General features: G+C 56.1%; 17 protein-coding genes. 16 read left to right on the top strand and 1 reads right to left on the bottom strand.

Annotation, left to right across the window (positions count from 1 at the left end; translation table 11 throughout):
- The first annotated feature begins 165 nt into the window (after positions 1–165).
- From aroK to AB5Y70_RS04060, 16 genes are all read left to right on the top strand, one after another.
- Positions 166–684, top strand: a complete 519-nt coding sequence (aroK, locus tag AB5Y70_RS03985; protein ID WP_010673824.1) for a shikimate kinase AroK — start codon at positions 166–168, stop codon at positions 682–684.
- Between the two features lie 17 nt (positions 685–701).
- Positions 702–1784 carry a 3-dehydroquinate synthase gene (gene aroB / locus AB5Y70_RS03990; RefSeq protein ID WP_049636546.1) on the top strand — a complete coding sequence of 361 codons (1083 nt, stop codon included), beginning with the start codon at positions 702–704 and terminating at the stop codon, positions 1782–1784.
- Positions 1774–3330 (top strand): SPOR domain-containing protein, encoded by a 1557-nt coding sequence (locus AB5Y70_RS03995; RefSeq protein ID WP_049636545.1) that lies wholly within the window; start codon positions 1774–1776, stop codon positions 3328–3330. Before aroB ends, AB5Y70_RS03995 begins: the two co-directional genes overlap by 11 nt.
- Positions 3331–3400: 70 nt before the next feature.
- Complete coding sequence (locus tag AB5Y70_RS04000; RefSeq protein ID WP_049636544.1) at positions 3401–4273, top strand: Dam family site-specific DNA-(adenine-N6)-methyltransferase; 873 nt, start codon at positions 3401–3403, stop codon at positions 4271–4273.
- Between the two features lie 190 nt (positions 4274–4463).
- Entirely contained in the window at positions 4464–5138 is a 675-nt protein-coding gene (gene rpe / locus AB5Y70_RS04005; protein ID WP_041212569.1) for a ribulose-phosphate 3-epimerase, read from the top strand.
- The gene (locus tag AB5Y70_RS04010) at positions 5125–5790 is read left to right on the top strand and encodes a phosphoglycolate phosphatase (protein WP_049636543.1); all 666 of its coding nucleotides are present in this window, start codon (positions 5125–5127) and stop codon (positions 5788–5790) included. The genes rpe and AB5Y70_RS04010 overlap by 14 nt, the downstream gene beginning before the upstream one ends.
- A gap of 39 nt (positions 5791–5829) precedes the next feature.
- Positions 5830–6834, top strand: coding sequence for a tryptophan--tRNA ligase (gene trpS / locus AB5Y70_RS04015; RefSeq protein WP_010673830.1), 1005 nt, complete (start codon positions 5830–5832; stop codon positions 6832–6834).
- Positions 6835–6953: 119 nt separating this feature from the next.
- Complete coding sequence (locus AB5Y70_RS04020; RefSeq protein WP_010673831.1) at positions 6954–7169, top strand: hypothetical protein; 216 nt, start codon at positions 6954–6956, stop codon at positions 7167–7169.
- A gap of 321 nt (positions 7170–7490) precedes the next feature.
- Positions 7491–8072: an aminodeoxychorismate synthase component II gene (locus tag AB5Y70_RS04025; RefSeq protein WP_041215622.1), complete on the top strand. Its 582-nt coding sequence runs from the start codon at positions 7491–7493 to the stop codon at positions 8070–8072.
- Between the two features lie 279 nt (positions 8073–8351).
- Entirely contained in the window at positions 8352–9569 is a 1218-nt protein-coding gene (locus AB5Y70_RS04030; RefSeq protein WP_043155957.1) for an aspartate aminotransferase family protein, read from the top strand.
- 75 nt (positions 9570–9644) lie between these two features.
- Entirely contained in the window at positions 9645–10664 is a 1020-nt protein-coding gene (gene astA / locus AB5Y70_RS04035; RefSeq protein WP_039039587.1) for an arginine N-succinyltransferase, read from the top strand.
- A 67-nt stretch (positions 10665–10731) separates the two neighbouring features.
- The gene (gene astD / locus AB5Y70_RS04040; protein WP_043155956.1) at positions 10732–12201 is read left to right on the top strand and encodes a succinylglutamate-semialdehyde dehydrogenase; all 1470 of its coding nucleotides are present in this window, start codon (positions 10732–10734) and stop codon (positions 12199–12201) included.
- A 69-nt stretch (positions 12202–12270) separates the two neighbouring features.
- Positions 12271–13068: a DUF1338 domain-containing protein gene (locus AB5Y70_RS04045; protein WP_039039589.1), complete on the top strand. Its 798-nt coding sequence runs from the start codon at positions 12271–12273 to the stop codon at positions 13066–13068.
- A 226-nt stretch (positions 13069–13294) separates the two neighbouring features.
- Positions 13295–13717 (top strand): hypothetical protein, encoded by a 423-nt coding sequence (locus tag AB5Y70_RS04050; protein ID WP_043155955.1) that lies wholly within the window; start codon positions 13295–13297, stop codon positions 13715–13717.
- A gap of 279 nt (positions 13718–13996) precedes the next feature.
- Positions 13997–14818, top strand: coding sequence for a leucine-rich repeat domain-containing protein (locus tag AB5Y70_RS04055; RefSeq protein WP_127904511.1), 822 nt, complete (start codon positions 13997–13999; stop codon positions 14816–14818).
- Between the two features lie 547 nt (positions 14819–15365).
- Entirely contained in the window at positions 15366–16025 is a 660-nt protein-coding gene (locus AB5Y70_RS04060; protein ID WP_130627530.1) for a hypothetical protein, read from the top strand.
- A gap of 203 nt (positions 16026–16228) precedes the next feature.
- Here AB5Y70_RS04060 and AB5Y70_RS04065 read toward each other — a convergent pair.
- Positions 16229–16495 (bottom strand): integrase core domain-containing protein (locus AB5Y70_RS04065; protein WP_368175937.1); only part of this gene is annotated, 267 nt, incomplete at its 5' end.

Raw genomic sequence — 16495 nt, forward strand, 5'->3', positions numbered from 1 at the left:
ATATAACCTTACGCCCCGATGAGGCTGGGGCGTAAGGGCTGCGGTTGCCAGTCCTGGTTTCTACTGAGATAATCCCCCTCCTGATCCAACGCAAGATAAGGTTCATAGGTACCCCGGTCGAGTGTTTACCGGGGCCATACAGTTTGTAATTACTAACGAAAAGACATGGCTGAGAAACGCAATATTTTCCTGATAGGTCCCATGGGTGCGGGCAAGAGCACCATAGGTAGACATCTGGCAGAACAACTGCACATGGAGTTTTTCGACTCAGATCATGAGATTGAGCGCCGCAGTGGTGCCGATATCGGCTGGGTGTTCGATGTTGAAGGCGAAGAAGGCTTCCGGATCCGCGAAGAGAAGGTGATCGGTGAGCTCGCCGAACAGCAGGGTATCGTGCTGGCAACGGGTGGCGGTGCCATCAAGAGCCGTGAAACCCGCAACAAACTCTCCGCACGCGGCATCGTGGTCTACCTCGAAACCACCATTGAAAAGCAATTGGCGCGAACCCAGAGAGACAAGCGTCGTCCCTTGCTGCAAACCGAAGAGCCGCCCCGTGAAGTGCTTGAGCGTCTTGCGCAAGAGCGCAACGCCCTGTACGAAGAGGTTGCCGATTTTGTCATCCAGACGGATGACCAGAGTGCCAAAGTTGTCGCTAATCAAATCGTCAAGTTGATTGGTATGTAATTCATTAGAGGACGTCCATGGAAAGGTTGAAGGTCGAACTGGGTGAACGCAGCTACCCGATAGAGATAGCTGCCGGTCTGCTGCAACGCCCCGAGGTACTGGCGCAGACGATCAAGGGCAAGCGGGTCATGATAGTGACCAATACCGTGGTCGCGCCCCTGTATCTTGAACAGGTCATTCAGTTGCTGTCCGGTTTTCAGGTGGAACACCTGATCCTGCCCGATGGCGAGGCCTACAAAACCCTGGCGACCTTCGAGCGGATCATGTCTGCTCTGCTGGAAACCAGTCATGGTCGTGATACCACTCTGATCGCTCTGGGGGGCGGTGTGATAGGCGATGTTGTCGGCTTTGCTGCGGCAAGCTACCAACGAGGCATTCCGTTTATTCAGGTGCCTACCACGCTGCTCTCCCAGGTTGACTCTTCCGTCGGCGGCAAGACCGCCGTCAACCATCCCCTCGGCAAGAACATGGTGGGTGCCTTCTATCAGCCCAAGCATGTGATCATCGATACCGACTGCCTCAAGACCCTGCCTGCCCGGGAATTTGCCGCCGGCATGGCCGAGGTGATCAAATACGGCATCATCTGGGATGCCGCCTTCTTCTCCTGGCTTGAAACCAACATGACCCGCCTGCAGCGCCTCGACGGTGATGCACTCTCCTATGCCATTCGCCGCTGCTGCGAGATCAAGGCCGATGTGGTCGGTCAGGACGAGACCGAGCACGGCGTGCGCGCCTTGCTGAACCTGGGACATACCTTCGGCCATGCCATCGAGGCGGAGAAGGGTTATGGCAACTGGCTGCACGGTGAAGCCGTGGCGGCGGGAACCATGCTGGCGGCCGAGACGGCCCTGGCCCGTGGCGACATGACGGCGAAAGAGGTGGCACGAGTCCGCGAGCTGCTGTTGGCCGCCGATTTGCCGGTCAAGGCACCGTCCGATATGGATTTTGCCGCCTTCATTCGCCATATGCGCCGTGACAAGAAGGTGCTGGAAGGCAAACTGAGGCTGGTGCTGCCGATCGGGATCGGACAGGCCCAGGTCGTGGCCGATGTGACAGACGAGCAATTGATGGCGGTGATCGAGTCTGGTCGTGACCACTAATAAATTGCTCAAACTGCCTTCTCAGCGGCAGTTGGTTGACCGGCTGCTGCACCTGATCGAGTTCAACCACCCCTTTGTTTTTCTCTCCGGCAAGCCAGGCAGTGGCCGTGGCACATTGTGCGAGTCGCTGCTTGCCCAACTGCCCGATGCGGTGCGGGTGGCCAGCCTCATCGGCAGCCCGTCCATGAAGATGGCGGATGTGCGCCAGTTGCTGCTGCAGCAGGTAGTGGTACGTCCCCTGTTCAACGCGCAGGATGCCCTGGCGGACAGCTTCTTTCGCATGGTGGGTGACAAGCCTGCCAAACTGCTGCTCATCATCGAACGTGCCGATACCTTGCCTGCCGAGCTGGTGGGGGAGTTGTGGGCGCTCTGTCGTCACAACGATACCCTGGCATCTCCTCATAAACTGGCCATCCTGCTCTCGGGTGATGACGCCTGGTGTCGCAACCAGAAGGCGCTCCTCAAGGGACGAGCCATGCCAGCCCTCGAGCTGGAAGTCGCGCCACTGAGCGCTCCTGAGCAACGTATCTTCTTGTATGAGAAGGCCAAAGAGCTCAAGATCCCGACAGCCCTCTTGCCCAAGCCGAAAGTGGAAGAGATCCTGAATGGGGCGGGCGGACATCCGTCAGCCATCATGCAGTTACTGGAGGATACCATGACCGACAGAAGGCCCAAGAAACGTCAGGCCGAGTTGCCCGTCAAGAAGATAGCGATCGTGCTTGCCCTGGTGGCGGGCGGGTTGCTGGCCTTGAGCTATCTGCCCCTGTTCGACAATGCAGGCCAGGACCCCGCCCAGGCACCGTCCCAGGGGACGGCGTTGCCCGATCCCGTCTCAAGCGATCCTGTGAACGTCGGTGCGGCGAGCGGGGCCTTGAGTACTCAGACGAGCAGTGGCGCCACTGCCATCCCGTCAGGGAATCAGGTTGCCCGCGATTGGCAGTCCGATGCCAAGCCCTTGCCCAAGAAGGTCGAGAGCGAGACGGTCACCACGGAGTCAACCAACTATGAGGGGCGCCGGGTCGTCATCTCCGACGAAGTGGTCGAGAAATTGATGAACCAGCCGAACGTCAGCGGCGCCTTGCCCACGGCCGTGGTGGATGAGCTGGTGGGGAGCGGTTCCCGTGCGGTCCCGACCGGAACGACGGCCCAGGTCAAGAATCCGGCCCCGAACAGTGTCCCCGCCCGGACAGAGGCTCAACCGGCCAGTGGCGCGCAGACAGCGCCGGTCGCGGCCCCAGCGGCCAAGGTGGCGTTGACGCCGGTGGCGACTCTCAACAAGAAGCCGAAGAATCACTACAGCATCCAGTTGATGGGGGCGAGCAACACCAAGGCGGTAGACAGCTTTGTGGCCGAGCATGGCTTGGCGGGCAAGGTGTGGGTTTACAAGACCCGTTTCCGTGGCAGTCCCTGGTATGTAGTGGTGCAGGGAGACTACGCCAGCAGTGCCCAGGCCAAGGCGGCCATTCGCAAGCTGTCGCCTGCCTTGCTCAAGGGACAACCCTGGCCCAAGTCATTCGCCCAGATACAAAAAGAATTGAAGCAATAGCCAGCCACCCGAAGAAGGGGGTAGAATCACCCCCCTTTTTTGGGCATAGCCTTGTCAACACCGGACTTCCATGAAAAAAACACGCGCGTTTTTAAAATGGGCCGGGGGAAAATACTCCCTGGTCGAAGAGATCGCCGAGCGTTTGCCGGCCGGGCGTGTGTTGCTGGAGCCCTTCGTCGGGGCGGGATCCGTGTTTCTCAACACGGATTACGACGCTTATGTGCTCAACGACATCAATCCGGATCTTATTGGCCTCTACAACCACCTCAAGCAGCAGCCGGACAGCTTCATCAGCGAGGCCCGCAAGCTGTTCGTGGCCGAGCACAACCACAAGACCGCCTATTATCGGCTGCGTACCCAGTTCAACCAGACCGCTGCCGGGTTTGAACGGGCTCAGTTGTTCCTGTTTTTGAATCGCCATGGTTTCAACGGCTTGTGCCGTTACAACAAGAAGGGGGGGTTCAACGTTCCCTTCGGTTCCTACAAGAAACCCTACTTCCCGGAGAAAGAGCTGTGGGCGTTTGCCGAGAAGGCGCAGAAGGCGACGTTCATCTGCGAAAGCTATGCCGACGCCATGGCCCGTGCAGAGGAAGACTGGGTGATCTACTGCGATCCGCCCTATGCCCCCCTCTCCACCACGGCGAGTTTCACCACCTATTCGGCAGGCGGTTTCACCCTGGACGATCAGGCGCTGCTGGCCAGGCTGGCTCGCCACACCGCCGCCCATAAAGGGGTGCCCGTGCTCATCAGCAACCATGACATCGAGTTGACCCGCGAGCTCTATCGTGGCGCCCGGCTCGACGAGATCCTGGTCAAGCGTACCATCAGCCGCAACGGCGGTGGTCGCAACAAGGTGGCCGAGCTGCTGGCGCTCTATCCGCCCGGCATCGAGCCCGAACAGGGCTATTATCCCGGTGAGGCGGAGCTGGTTGCCGCCAGCTGAGTGAACAACGGTCCCTGAGGGGGCCGTTGTCATTTCTGATGCTGCCGCTGGCATTCCGTGAGCCGCGCCTGGCATCGTGTGCCAGCCATGGTGCCGGAGCGGCGTGTTCTGTAGATGCGGGTCGTTTTCATCGCCCTTTTACGATAAAATTGCGCCGTTTTTTCTGCCACGCTGCCAATGGATGACGCTGATGAAAGACTTTCTGATTGCCCCCTCTATCCTCTCCGCCGACTTTGCCCGTCTGGGTGAGGATGTGGCCAAGGTGCTGGCCGCCGGGGCCGACGTGGTCCATTTCGATGTGATGGACAACCATTATGTCCCCAACCTGACCATCGGCCCCATGGTCTGTCAGGCGCTGCGCGATTACGGCATCGAAGCGCTCATCGACGTGCACCTGATGGTCAAGCCGGTGGATCGCATCGTGCCTGATTTTGCCAAGGCCGGTGCCAGCCTGATCACCTTCCACCCGGAAGCCTCCGATCACGTGGATCGCACCCTGGGCCTCATCAAGGAGCAGGGTTGCCAGGCCGGTCTGGTGCTGAACCCCGCGACCCCGCTCAGCTGCCTGGAGTACGTGATGGACAAGCTGGACGTGATCCTGCTGATGTCTGTCAACCCGGGCTTTGGCGGTCAGAGCTTCATCCCCGGCACCCTCGACAAGCTGCGCCAGGTGCGCCGCCTGATCGACGAGAGCGGCCGCGACATTCGCCTGGAAATCGATGGTGGGGTCAAGGTCGACAACATTCGCGAGATTGCCGAGGCGGGTGCCGACATGTTCGTGGCGGGCTCTGCCATCTTCGGCAAGCCGGATTACAAGGCGGTGATCGACCAGATGCGCGCGGAGCTTGCCCATGTCCGTCGCTGATCGCCCCTTTGACCTGGTGCTGTTCGATCTGGATGGCACGCTGATTGACAGCGCCCCGCAACTGGCGCTGGCGGTCAACCGTACCCTGGCGGAGCTGGGGTTGGCCGAGGCCGACGAGGCCGTGGTGCGTACCTGGGTCGGCAACGGCGCCGACAAGCTGATCCAGCGGGCTCTCGATTACCGCGACGCCCCGGAGCAGTTTGCCAAGGCCCGCCCCCTGTTCGACCGTCACTATCAGGCCTGTCTGCTGGAAGGCCTGGCCATGTATGACGGAGTGGCCCGGAGCCTGCGCCGTCTGCAGGGGCTGGGTTACCAGCAGGCCGTGGTGACCAACAAACCCAGTCACTTCGTGCAGCCCATTCTGGAGGCCCTCGGCATCAGCGACTGTTTCGCACTCTGGCTCGGGGGCAACTGCGTACCCGTGAAGAAGCCGAGCCCGGAGCCGCTGCTGCACGCCTGCCACGAGCTGGGTGTCAGCCCGTCCCGCACCCTGATGGTGGGGGATTCCGAAAATGACGTGCTGGCCGCCCAGGCCGCCGGTATGAAGGTGGTGGGGCTCACCTATGGCTACAACTATGGCCGCCCTATCGCAGACTCCCGCCCCGACTGGGTTTGCGAGCAGTTTGCCGAACTCGACGCCCTGCTGGTCTGATCCAGACCGGGCTGGCGGATAACAAGGATTACTACTCTGATGACTAAACCAATCGTATTGAGCGGTGCCCAACCCTCGGGCCAGCTGACCATCGGCAACTACATGGGCGCCCTGCGTCAGTGGGTCAGCATGCAGGATGACTTCGACTGCCTCTATTGCATCGTCGATTTGCACGCCATCACCACCCGCCAGGATCCGGCCGCCTTGCGCAAGGCGTGCCTCGACGCAGCCGCCCTCTATCTGGCGGTGGGCATCGACCCGGCCAAGAGCACCGTCTTCATCCAGTCCCACGTGCCCCAGCACGCCGAGCTCGGCTGGATCCTGAACTGCTACACCCAGATGGGCGAGCTGTCGCGCATGACCCAGTTCAAGGACAAGTCCGCCCGTTTCGAGAACAACGTCAACGTCGGCCTGTTCGGTTATCCGGTGCTGATGGCGGCCGACATTCTGCTTTATCAGGCTAATCAGGTGCCGGTTGGCAATGACCAGAAGCAGCATCTGGAGCTGACCCGCGACATCTGCACCCGCTTCAACAACCTCTATGGCGAAGTCTTCACCCTGCCGGAACCCTTCATTCCGACCGAAGGGGCCCGGGTGATGAGCCTGCAGGACCCGACCAAGAAGATGTCCAAGTCCGACGACAACGAGGCCAACTTCATCGGCTTGCTGGAAGATCCCAAGCAGATCGTCAAGAAGATCAAGCGGGCGATGACTGACTCCGACGAGCCGGCCGTGGTGCGTTTTGATCCTGAAAACAAGCCGGGGGTCTCCAATCTGCTGACCCTGATGTCCGGTGTGACCGGCCGCTCCATCCCGGAGCTGGAGCAACACTTCGAAGGCAAGATGTACGGCCACCTCAAGAGTGAAACGGCCGATGCCGTGGTCGCCTTGCTGGAACCCATCCAGGCGCGCTTCCGCGAGCTGCGTCAGGATGAGGCCCATCTGCAGGCCATTTTGGCGGCTGGCGCACAAAAGGCGCGTGAAAGGGCTGAAAAAACCCTGATCAGCGTATATGATGTCGTCGGCTTCGTTCCTCGAGCCTGACATACTGGGAAGGTGTAGTAGAAGAGAGCTGGGTGGATGCCTGGCTTTCTTTGTTTTACACCTTCCGGTTTGTCGCAACCTCCCCAATGTCAAACACGGGCTTTGCCCCAAGAGAAAGCATGTCTGTCGAATCACAAACCCTGAGTGAAGAGTTGGGTGACAAGGGTCACTGGCTGCGCAAGTTTCGCAAGGCCAAGAGCCTCAATACCTTGCAGTTGATGGTCTCCAACGCCATCGACAAGCACCACAAGACCCCGGCCATCGCGGCTGCCATCTATCTGGCCGAGTGCCAGCGGGAACGGGAACTGGAACAGGGCCGCTATCTGGACCGCTGAGGTCCGTTGCCTGCCCTTGCCAAGGTGACTCCTTCCCATTTGCCTGTCACGTCCTGTGCCCTTTTCCCGGTCGCCTCCCGTCTCTTTTACCTAGCCATCCTGACATGGAGCGGCTGATGCTGCTCGGTCGGGGACAGGCCCACCGCCGGGTGGGGTCGACAGGCCCGGATCGCCATTGAAGAGCGAACAGACTGCACAGCAGGTGAGGTGATCGCCGGTTTATTAACGCAAAGAGACATGCCAGAATGCGCGGCGTTTGTCTGCCCGCGCTCGCAACGGGTTGTCCGATCACCGTCTCTGTCTTATTCCCAGGGTGTTTGCATGCTGCTACTCATCGACAACTACGACTCCTTTACCTGGAACCTGGTGCAATACTTCGGCGCTCTGGGGCAAGAGGTGGTGGTCAGGCGCAACGATGAGCTGAGCCTGGAGGAGATAGCCCGGCTTGCCCCCCGTCATCTGGTGATCTCTCCCGGCCCCTGCACGCCAAACGAGGCGGGCATCTCTTTGGCCGCCATCTCCCGTTTTGCCGGCGAGATCCCCATCCTCGGTGTCTGTCTCGGCCATCAGTCGCTGGCACAGGCCTTTGGTGCCCGGGTGGTGCGTGCCCGTCAGGTGATGCACGGCAAGACTTCTCTCATCCGTCACAAAGGGGAGGGGGTGTTCAAGGGGCTCAACAACCCGCTGCGGGTGACCCGCTATCATTCTCTGGTGGTGGAGGCGGCGTCGCTGCCCGACTGTTTCGAGGTCACCGCCTGGAGCGAACATGCCGACGGCAGCCAGGACGAGATCATGGGGCTGCGGCATAAAACACTGGCGCTGGAGGGAGTGCAGTTCCATCCGGAAAGCATCTTGAGCGAACAGGGGCACCAGTTGCTGGCCAACTTTTTGGCCGTTTCCTGAAAAAAATTGCGATGTCTGTCTCAAAACCGTCATGAGGCAAAAAAAAATTTCCCTGAGACTTTATTCACCCTCCTCCCTGTCCAAATTATCTCTTGCCAACACCCCCTGAGCCGTTATGCAATGCGGTTGCCTAAAATCTCAAAGGCAATCGAACATTGTTCCTTATAGGCGGTTAAGTTACAGACTTTTTACTTTTTTTCTGTGATAATTCCGCCACGTTTACACGGATTTAACTTTTGGGCGGTGGATTATTCTGCCGCGAGATAGCAGGAGAGCAATATGTCAGAGTTGTTGGCAGTGACACGTGAAGTGTTTGATGAAGTGATGGTTCCCAACTATGCGCCGGCCAAAATCATCCCGGTGCGCGGCGAGGGGTCACGTGTCTGGGATCAGGAAGGCCGCGAGTATGTGGATTTCGCGGGCGGGATCGCGGTCAATGGTCTGGGCCATTGCCATCCCAAACTGGTCGAGGCCCTGAAATCCCAGGGTGAGAAGCTGTGGCACCTCTCCAACGTGATGACCAACGAGCCGGCCCTGCGCCTGGCCAAGAAACTGGTCGCCGCCACCTTCGCCGAGAAGGTCTATTTCTGCAACTCCGGCGCCGAAGCGAACGAAGCGGCCCTCAAGCTGGCCCGCCGCTACGCCATCGAGAAGTTCGGGGCCCACAAGACCCAGATCATCGCCTTCCACCAGGGCTTCCACGGCCGTACCTTCTTTACCGTCAGCGTGGGTGGCCAGGCTGCCTACTCCGATGGCTTCGGTCCCAAGCCTGCCGACATCACCCACGTCGCCTACAACAACCTGGAGGAGCTGGCTGCCGTCATCTCCGACAACACCTGCGCCGTGGTGATGGAGCCGCTGCAGGGCGAGGGTGGCATCATCAGCCCCACCGACGAGTTTGCCAAGGGTGTGCGCGAGTTGTGCGACAAGCACAATGCCCTGCTGATCTATGACGAAGTGCAATCCGGTGTCGGTCGTACCGGCGAGCTGTTTGCCTATATGGGTCTGGGCATCACCCCGGACATCCTCACCAGCGCCAAGGCGCTGGGCGGCGGCTTCCCCATCGGGGCCATGCTGACCACCACCGAGATCGCCTCCCACCTGAAAGTGGGCACTCACGGCTCCACCTACGGCGGCAACCCGCTGGCGTGTGCCGTGGCCGAGGCGGTGATCGACGTGGTCAACATCCCGGCAGTGCTGAGCGGCATCAAGCAGCGCGAGCAGCTGTTCCGCGAAGGGCTGGAAGCCATCAACGCCAAGTACCACTGCTTCAGCGAAGTGCGCGGCAAGGGCCTGCTGCTGGGCGCCGTGCTCAACGATGACTTCAAGGGCCGCTCCCGAGACTTCCTGCTCGCCTCCATCGATCAGGGCCTGATGGCGCTGGTTGCCGGTACCAACGTGGTGCGTTTTGCCCCCTCCCTGGTGATCCCGGAAGCGGACATCAAGGAAGGGCTGGCACGGTTCGAGAAAGCGGTCGCTCAGGTGGTCAACGCCTGATCCAAATTGAGGTGGGGAGCCCTCCCGGCAGGAGCCGGGACCCCACCTGTCGTCAATGAAAGGGAGTTGTCATTTATGTTGGTTATCCGTCCTATCGAGCAGCGCGACTTCGCCGGCCTCAAGACCTGTGCCATCGAATCCGGCACCGGCATGACATCCTTGCCGGTCAACGACGAGCTGCTGCAACGCAAGATCGATGCCTCGACTCAGACCTTCCTGGACAAGCCCGCCGGCAAGGGCGAGTGCCTCTATTTCTTCGTGGCCGAGGATCTGGAGACCGGGGAGATGGTCGGTACCTGCGCCATCGACGCGGCGGTCGGCCTGTCCCAGGCGTTCTACAACTATCACATCGGCAAGGTGGTGCACTCCTCCCCCAAGCTCGGCATCTACAATGTCGTGGAAACCCTCACCCTCTCCAACGACTACACCGGCAATTCCGAGCTCTGCACCCTGTTTCTGCGTGAATGCGCTCGCGAGGGGCTCAACGGCCGTCTGCTCTCCAAGCACCGTTTCCTGTTCATGGCCGAACACCCCGAGCTGTTTGACAGTACCGTCTTTGCCGAGATGCGTGGTGTCTCCGATGGCAACGGCCACAGCCCCTTCTACGAGTGGCTGCAAAAACATTTCTTCTCGATGGATTTTCCCACCGTCGACTATCTGACTGGCATCGGCAAGAAGCGCTTCATCGCCGAGCTGATGCCCAAGTACCCCATCTACGTCAATCTGCTGAGCAACGAGGCGCGCGCCGTCATCGGCAAGACCCACGAAAAGACCCGGCCTGCCCTCAAGATGCTGCAGGATGAGGGGTTCGTGAATCGCGGTTATGTCGACATCTTCGACGCCGGCCCCACCGTCGAGTGCGAGGTGAAGAACATTCGCAGCGTGCGCCGCAGCCAGAAGCTGGCGGTGCTGGTGGGTGAGCCCATCGGTGGCCATACCTACCTCATCTGCAACACCAGGTTCGAGCAATACCGCGCCTGCTACGGCAACATCCGGGTCGATCTGGACAAGCACGAAGCCATCATTCCGCCCAAGATGGCGGCCGCCCTCAAGGTGGAAAATGGCGACATGGTGCGCGTCGTCGATCTGGATTGACCCGCCCCGCAGCACAGCATTGAGACAGGCTGCCGAGGCGGCCTGCGTACCCACAGGGAGTGAATTGATGATGTCTTTAGTCCAGTTTATCGATGGCCAGTGGCTGGCCGGTGAAGGCAAGCCGTTCGAATCCATCGACCCGGCCAAAAACGAGGTGATCTGGCGTGGTGAGGCGGCAAGCCAGTCCCAGGTGGATGCTGCCGTCAAGGCGGCCCGCACGGCCTTCTACCATTGGTCCGATCTGGTCCTTGAAGAGCGCCTTGCCATCGTGCGCCGCTATGCCGACCTGCTCGGCGAGCACAAGGAGGCGCTGGCCCTGACCATCGCCCGTGAAACCGGCAAGCCTCTGTGGGAGACCCGCACTGAAGTGGCGGCCATGCAGGGCAAGATTGCCATCTCCATCCGTGCCCATGACGAGCGTACCGGTACGGTGGAAAACCCCATGCCGGGCGCCAAGGCGTTCGTGCGCCACAAGCCCCATGGCGTCGTGGCCGTGTTCGGCCCCTACAACTTCCCGGGCCACCTGCCCAACGGCCACATTGTGCCAGCGCTCATCGCCGGCAATGCGGTCGTGTTCAAGCCTTCCGAGCTGACCCCCATGGTGGCTGAAGCCATGGTCAAGGTGTGGCAGGAGGCGGGGCTGCCCAAGGGGGTGCTCAACCTGGTGCAGGGGGAGGTCGACACCGGCAAGGCGCTGGCGGGCAATACGGACATCGACGGCCTCTTCTTCACCGGCTCCTCCCGTACCGGCCACTTCCTGCATCAGCAGTTTGCCGGCCAGCCGGGCAAGATCCTGGCACTGGAGATGGGTGGTAACAACCCGCTGATCGTGAAAGATGTGAGCGACATCGACGGCGCCGTCCATGCCATCGTGCAGTCCGCCTTCATTACCTCCGGTCAGCGCTGCACCTGCTCGCGCCGTCTGTTTGTCGAGCGCGGCGAGCGGGGCGATGCCTTGGTCAAGCGCCTGGTGGAGGTGGTCGGCCAGATCAAGGTCGGCCTCTATGACGCCGCCGAGCAGCCGTTCATGGGCGCCATGATCAGCGAGAAGGCCGCACTCGGCATGGTCGAGGCGCAAGCCAACCTGCAGCGCCTCGGTGGTGAAAGCCTGCTTGCCCTCAAGCACCTGGAAGCGGGCACCGGCTTTGTCTCCCCGGGCATCATAGACGTGACCGCGGTCAGCGCGCTGCCGGATGAGGAGTACTTCGGCCCGCTGCTGCAGCTCATTCGCTACGACGACTTCGATGCGGCCATCGAGAAGGCGAACGCCACCAGCTTCGGTCTCTCGGCCGGCCTGCTCGGTGACAATGAAGCGGACTGGAACCACTTCTTCAAGCGCATCCGTGCCGGTATCGTCAACTGGAACAAGCCCATCACGGGTGCCTCCAGTGCCGCGCCCTTTGGCGGCATCGGTGCCTCTGGTAACCACAGAGCGAGCGCCTACTACGCCGCCGACTACTGTGCTTACCCGGTCGCCTCCGTCGAAGACAGCAAGGCTGCTATGCCGGATCAGCTGTCTCCCGGTCTGACCTTCTGATAACAAGAAAATAAAAGAGGGGCACTGAACAGGTGCCCCTGTCTGTACCCGCAATCAAAGGAAAGAGAGATGCAAAAGGATATCGACACCCTGTTTGGCCATCTGTGGGACAACTACATTCAGGTCACCCCCAGTGCTCACAAGGTTCATCAACTGCTGGGCGGCGGTGCCCCCATCATCAACGATCACGTGGCGTTTCGGACCTACAACCTGCCCAAGCTCGGTCTCGAGAAACTGGCGGCCCACTTCCGCGCCCTGGGGTACGAAGAGAAGGGCGAGTATGTGTTCAAGGCCAAGAAGCTCTATGCCAAACACTTCGAGCATAAAGATCCTGATGCGCCCAAGGTGTTCATCAGCGAGCTGAAGGTGGAAGAGCTCTCCGAAGGTGCCCAGGCCATCATCCACAAGCTGGTGGATCAGGTACCCGATCACCTCACCGACACCCCGGCCTTCCTCTACGCCGGCGCGCCCTGGCAGGTCTCTCACACCGACTACCAGACCCTGCTGGCAGAGAGCGAGTATGCCGCCTGGATGGCCGCCTGGGGTTATCGTGCCAACCACTTCACCGTCAACATCAACCGCCTGAAGGACTTCGACACCATCCAGCAGGTGAATGCGGCGCTCAAGGCGGCAGGCTTCGTGCTCAACACCGTTGGCGGCGAGGTGAAGGGCGATCCCGAGGTGATGCTGGAGCAATCCTCCACCATGGCAGACAAGGCCGAGGTGCCCTTCAGCGACGGCGTGCGCACCATCCCGAGCTGCTTTTACGAGTTTGCCCTGCGCTACCCGCAGGCCGACGGCGTGCTCTACCCTGGCTTCGTCGAAGCGTCGGCCGACAAGATCTTCGAATCCACCAACGCCATGTAATGGCCGCCATGAAAACAACGCCCCGCCTGGGGCGTTTTTATTTTGGATTAAATACGGTCAAATTATTGCTGTGGTGTAGTGCCCTGTCGGGCTAAGCGCTTGCCCAAAAGAATGAATAAAGTCATTTGATATACATCATTGAAATACTCCATTAAAGAGATGATGCCAGAACGAAATGCTGAAATGTGTCTGTAGCATGTGACTGATTTTTAAGTGAGAGTATTTTATGCGATTTTTAATTTCCCCCTTTGTGGGGGCAGGGAAAATCAAGTTTGGCATGACTCCTGACCAAGTGAGATTATTATTAGGGGAAGTATTTGATTCTTTTAAAAGAACGGAGGAGTATGTGTTCCCATGTGATTACTTTGAGAATTTAGGCGTGTTCGCATATTACAACGCCTCTGGCGTTTTGGAGGCGATAGAGTTTACTGAACCAGCGGTTCCAGAGTTCGAAGAAATGGACTTGCTAAAAATTCATTTCAAGGACTTGATCACGTATCTTTCAGATAAAGACAAAGATCTAGAAGTAGAGTCTGATTCGCTAACATCCCATGTGTTGGGTATTGGCGCATACGCTCCTGATGCGGATGACAACACATCATTACCTGCTGAAAGTATTATCGTCTTTGAAAATGGCTATTATGATTGATTCGAGTCAGTTGATATTTCGATAAGTATTTGTTAAGTCCTATGATTATTAAGATAAGTGTAAAAGTTAGCTAGGCTGTAATCAATATGTTCATGTTACAGAATTTTACTTGGAAGATAGATGAAGAGTAGGCGGAGGAACATCGAATTAAGAACCGTGGGTGGTATGTTTGCCCATTTCTCCAAAACGTATCAAACAATATTTACCCCATTGGTATAAATAGGAGCTAATCCCCTGATAAATAATGAAAAATATTTCATCGATGAGGTTGAAAATGGAATGGGACGTTGCCTTGTCTTGACAGCTCCTTGGTCGGATAGTTTTAAATCAATAATCGATAAAGAAAATATTTCAGTGCTCCGTTTAAGTCAATCCGCAGGCTGGAATGGAAGTGACATTTCATTTATAAATTACTTGCCTTCTCTTTCTGGCGTTGAAATTTATTCTTGGGGTGTCAAGGATATCACTCCATTAGAGTCTATCAGTAATCTTGAATATTTAGGATTACAGTGTGAGTTTACGAAGGCTCCTGATTTTTCCAAACTAAAAAAATTAAAAGTACTTAAGCTTTTTTGGAGGCCTAAAGCGAAGACGATTTTCTCTTGTGATGAATTGAATCTGCTAAATATTGTTAACTATCCTTCAGAAAACTTGAAAAAACTTAATAGAATGTCTTTATTAAGACGTCTACAACTAACCTCCAAAAAAATAAAATCATTGTCAGGAATAGAGGAACTTAGCTCGTTATCCATTCTAGATTTGGCCGACTGTCCTAAGCTAGAAGATCTTTCAGGCATAGATAAGTGTCAGCAGATAGAGATTGTAGAAATTGAAAACTGTAAAAGAGTTTATGATATAGCTATTTTGAGTGAGCTAAAAAACCTCAAAGAGATTGTATTAACTGACTGTGGGACAGTTAAATCTTTGAGGCCACTTGCACACAGCCAATCATTAGAAAGTATCATCTTTATAGGGGACACAACCATTGAAGATGGAGAACTGACTTCCTTATTGGATATTCCAACGCTAAAGAAAATGTGGTTTGCTAATAAACGTCACTACACCCATACCCGAGAACAGGTGATGGAAGTGTTATCTTGAGTAATCAATCATGAATGATATTCATGCATTTTTTTTGAGGGTAGCTTACAACCCGGAAGAAAAGTTATGTATGTCAAGATTGCTCACAATCTTATCTTGCCGATTATCTGCTGAGCATGTTGCCAACACTCGAACTGGTATCAGAAATCTTGTCAATGACGTTGTTCGGAAAATAAGAATAACCGTGATGATGCCAGCCCCCTTCGTACCTGCTTGCTGGGGAGGCTACTAGTGTTGCAGTCAAGGAAGAGAAATCAGCTGAGTTGAAAAGAAGTACACTGAGATGCGATTATGAGTACTTAAAATCAGTTTCTCTATCTGATTCAGAATGCGGACACCGATAGTGAAAAGAAAGACATCATCGGTCAGTGACTTAATGAAAGTAGTGCTTCCCATGGAGTCAATTATCAACTTGAAGATGATGGCTCATCAACTGAATTTGGAGTAATATCCAAGGAAGGAAAAATCCACTTTGAAGAAGGCATTCGCCAACCAGAGTATGAACTGCCAGATCAAAAAAGGCCAAACAATATAGGTTTGTATGGATATGAAACTGACAGAATTTAGTTTGTGGGCATTTAAACTTGAACTTAGTTTGGCACGAAAGTTCACGCTGTTCAGCAGATGTGTTTGCGCCCATTTTGAGCGCCACTTTGATCCTATAGAAACAGATGGTGTTTATAGGGTTGTTGTAAAACTTTGTGGGCCAGATGAAAGAGTTGGTACCACTGAGTTAAGTAGCTCAGTGATTAAGTATTATAAGACGTTCGATTTTGACTATTTTGAGGGGTTGAATATAATCGCCAAGAAAAGGTTTCTTCTTGATGCACTATACAGCTCACTTATTTCATTGTGCGATATGGAAGGATGGCCGAAGAGCCCCTTTCATGAAGCGTACGAGATGGTTGTTCGAGAAAATTTTGTGAATTTATACACAATAAAACGTAAGTTAAGTCGGAATAAAAGCATGTCAGCTGAGTTGGTGGGAAGTCATGATGAAGAAGCGTTTAACTGTTTCATTGTGATAAAAGATAATGATGGTAAAGAGCTTCTTAATGAACACCTTTTCTCTGAAGAACCGGATGAGTTTTTATTTAATGCTCGTATTGGTGATATTAGATGGGGTGACAAAACGACTGTTCGGTATCAATCAAAGGATAAGAAAGAATTAGGTCTGTTTGATATTGGAGATGTAACCTCCGATTAAATGACATTGTAAAGAGTTACGATGATTGTGCAGATATAGCTATCACTAAAGTAGTTCACGAAAAGAAAGATCACTGCGATTATGGCAAGATGCCTCCGTTTCCTATTCTAGGAAGCGAGAATCGAGTTGGTTGGGTGTAGTTGAAAATCTGGTTTGTACAGATCTAGTTATCACCTGACACCGGCCTCAAACCGGTGTCTTGTTTACGCTACTTTAGTGCGCACTTCCTTCGGTATCAATTTCAGACCCTTTTTGAACATGCTGTAGGGAGTCTGTCCTTCCATCATCCTGCCTTGATGTGGCCGCTGGGTGTTGTAGTGATCCAGATAGCTGTCCAGGTCTGTCTGCATCTGCTCTACCGACTCATACCAGGTTGTCCTCCCCTTGATACGGAAGTGTTCATCCAGCAGGGTGCGATGTAGCCGCTCGATAAAGCCGTTGCTCTGCGGCCTGCGTACCTTGGTGGTCCG

This window comes from Aeromonas sp. s1(2024) (assembly GCF_040908005.1).
Lineage (GTDB): Bacteria > Pseudomonadota > Gammaproteobacteria > Enterobacterales > Aeromonadaceae > Aeromonas > Aeromonas caviae.

Coding starts and splice junctions, on each gene's coding strand:
- AB5Y70_RS04055 (WP_127904511.1), top strand. CDS start 13,997: ATGGGACGTTGCCTTGTCTTGACAGCTCCTTGGTCGGATAGTTTTAAA.
- AB5Y70_RS04025 (WP_041215622.1), top strand. CDS start 7,491: ATGCTGCTACTCATCGACAACTACGACTCCTTTACCTGGAACCTGGTG.
- AB5Y70_RS04060 (WP_130627530.1), top strand. CDS start 15,366: ATGAAACTGACAGAATTTAGTTTGTGGGCATTTAAACTTGAACTTAGT.
- AB5Y70_RS04045 (WP_039039589.1), top strand. CDS start 12,271: ATGCAAAAGGATATCGACACCCTGTTTGGCCATCTGTGGGACAACTAC.
- AB5Y70_RS04030 (WP_043155957.1), top strand. CDS start 8,352: ATGTCAGAGTTGTTGGCAGTGACACGTGAAGTGTTTGATGAAGTGATG.
- rpe (WP_041212569.1), top strand. CDS start 4,464: ATGAAAGACTTTCTGATTGCCCCCTCTATCCTCTCCGCCGACTTTGCC.
- AB5Y70_RS04010 (WP_049636543.1), top strand. CDS start 5,125: ATGTCCGTCGCTGATCGCCCCTTTGACCTGGTGCTGTTCGATCTGGAT.
- astD (WP_043155956.1), top strand. CDS start 10,732: ATGATGTCTTTAGTCCAGTTTATCGATGGCCAGTGGCTGGCCGGTGAA.
- AB5Y70_RS04000 (WP_049636544.1), top strand. CDS start 3,401: ATGAAAAAAACACGCGCGTTTTTAAAATGGGCCGGGGGAAAATACTCC.
- aroK (WP_010673824.1), top strand. CDS start 166: ATGGCTGAGAAACGCAATATTTTCCTGATAGGTCCCATGGGTGCGGGC.
- astA (WP_039039587.1), top strand. CDS start 9,645: ATGTTGGTTATCCGTCCTATCGAGCAGCGCGACTTCGCCGGCCTCAAG.
- AB5Y70_RS04020 (WP_010673831.1), top strand. CDS start 6,954: ATGTCTGTCGAATCACAAACCCTGAGTGAAGAGTTGGGTGACAAGGGT.
- aroB (WP_049636546.1), top strand. CDS start 702: ATGGAAAGGTTGAAGGTCGAACTGGGTGAACGCAGCTACCCGATAGAG.
- trpS (WP_010673830.1), top strand. CDS start 5,830: ATGACTAAACCAATCGTATTGAGCGGTGCCCAACCCTCGGGCCAGCTG.
- AB5Y70_RS04050 (WP_043155955.1), top strand. CDS start 13,295: ATGCGATTTTTAATTTCCCCCTTTGTGGGGGCAGGGAAAATCAAGTTT.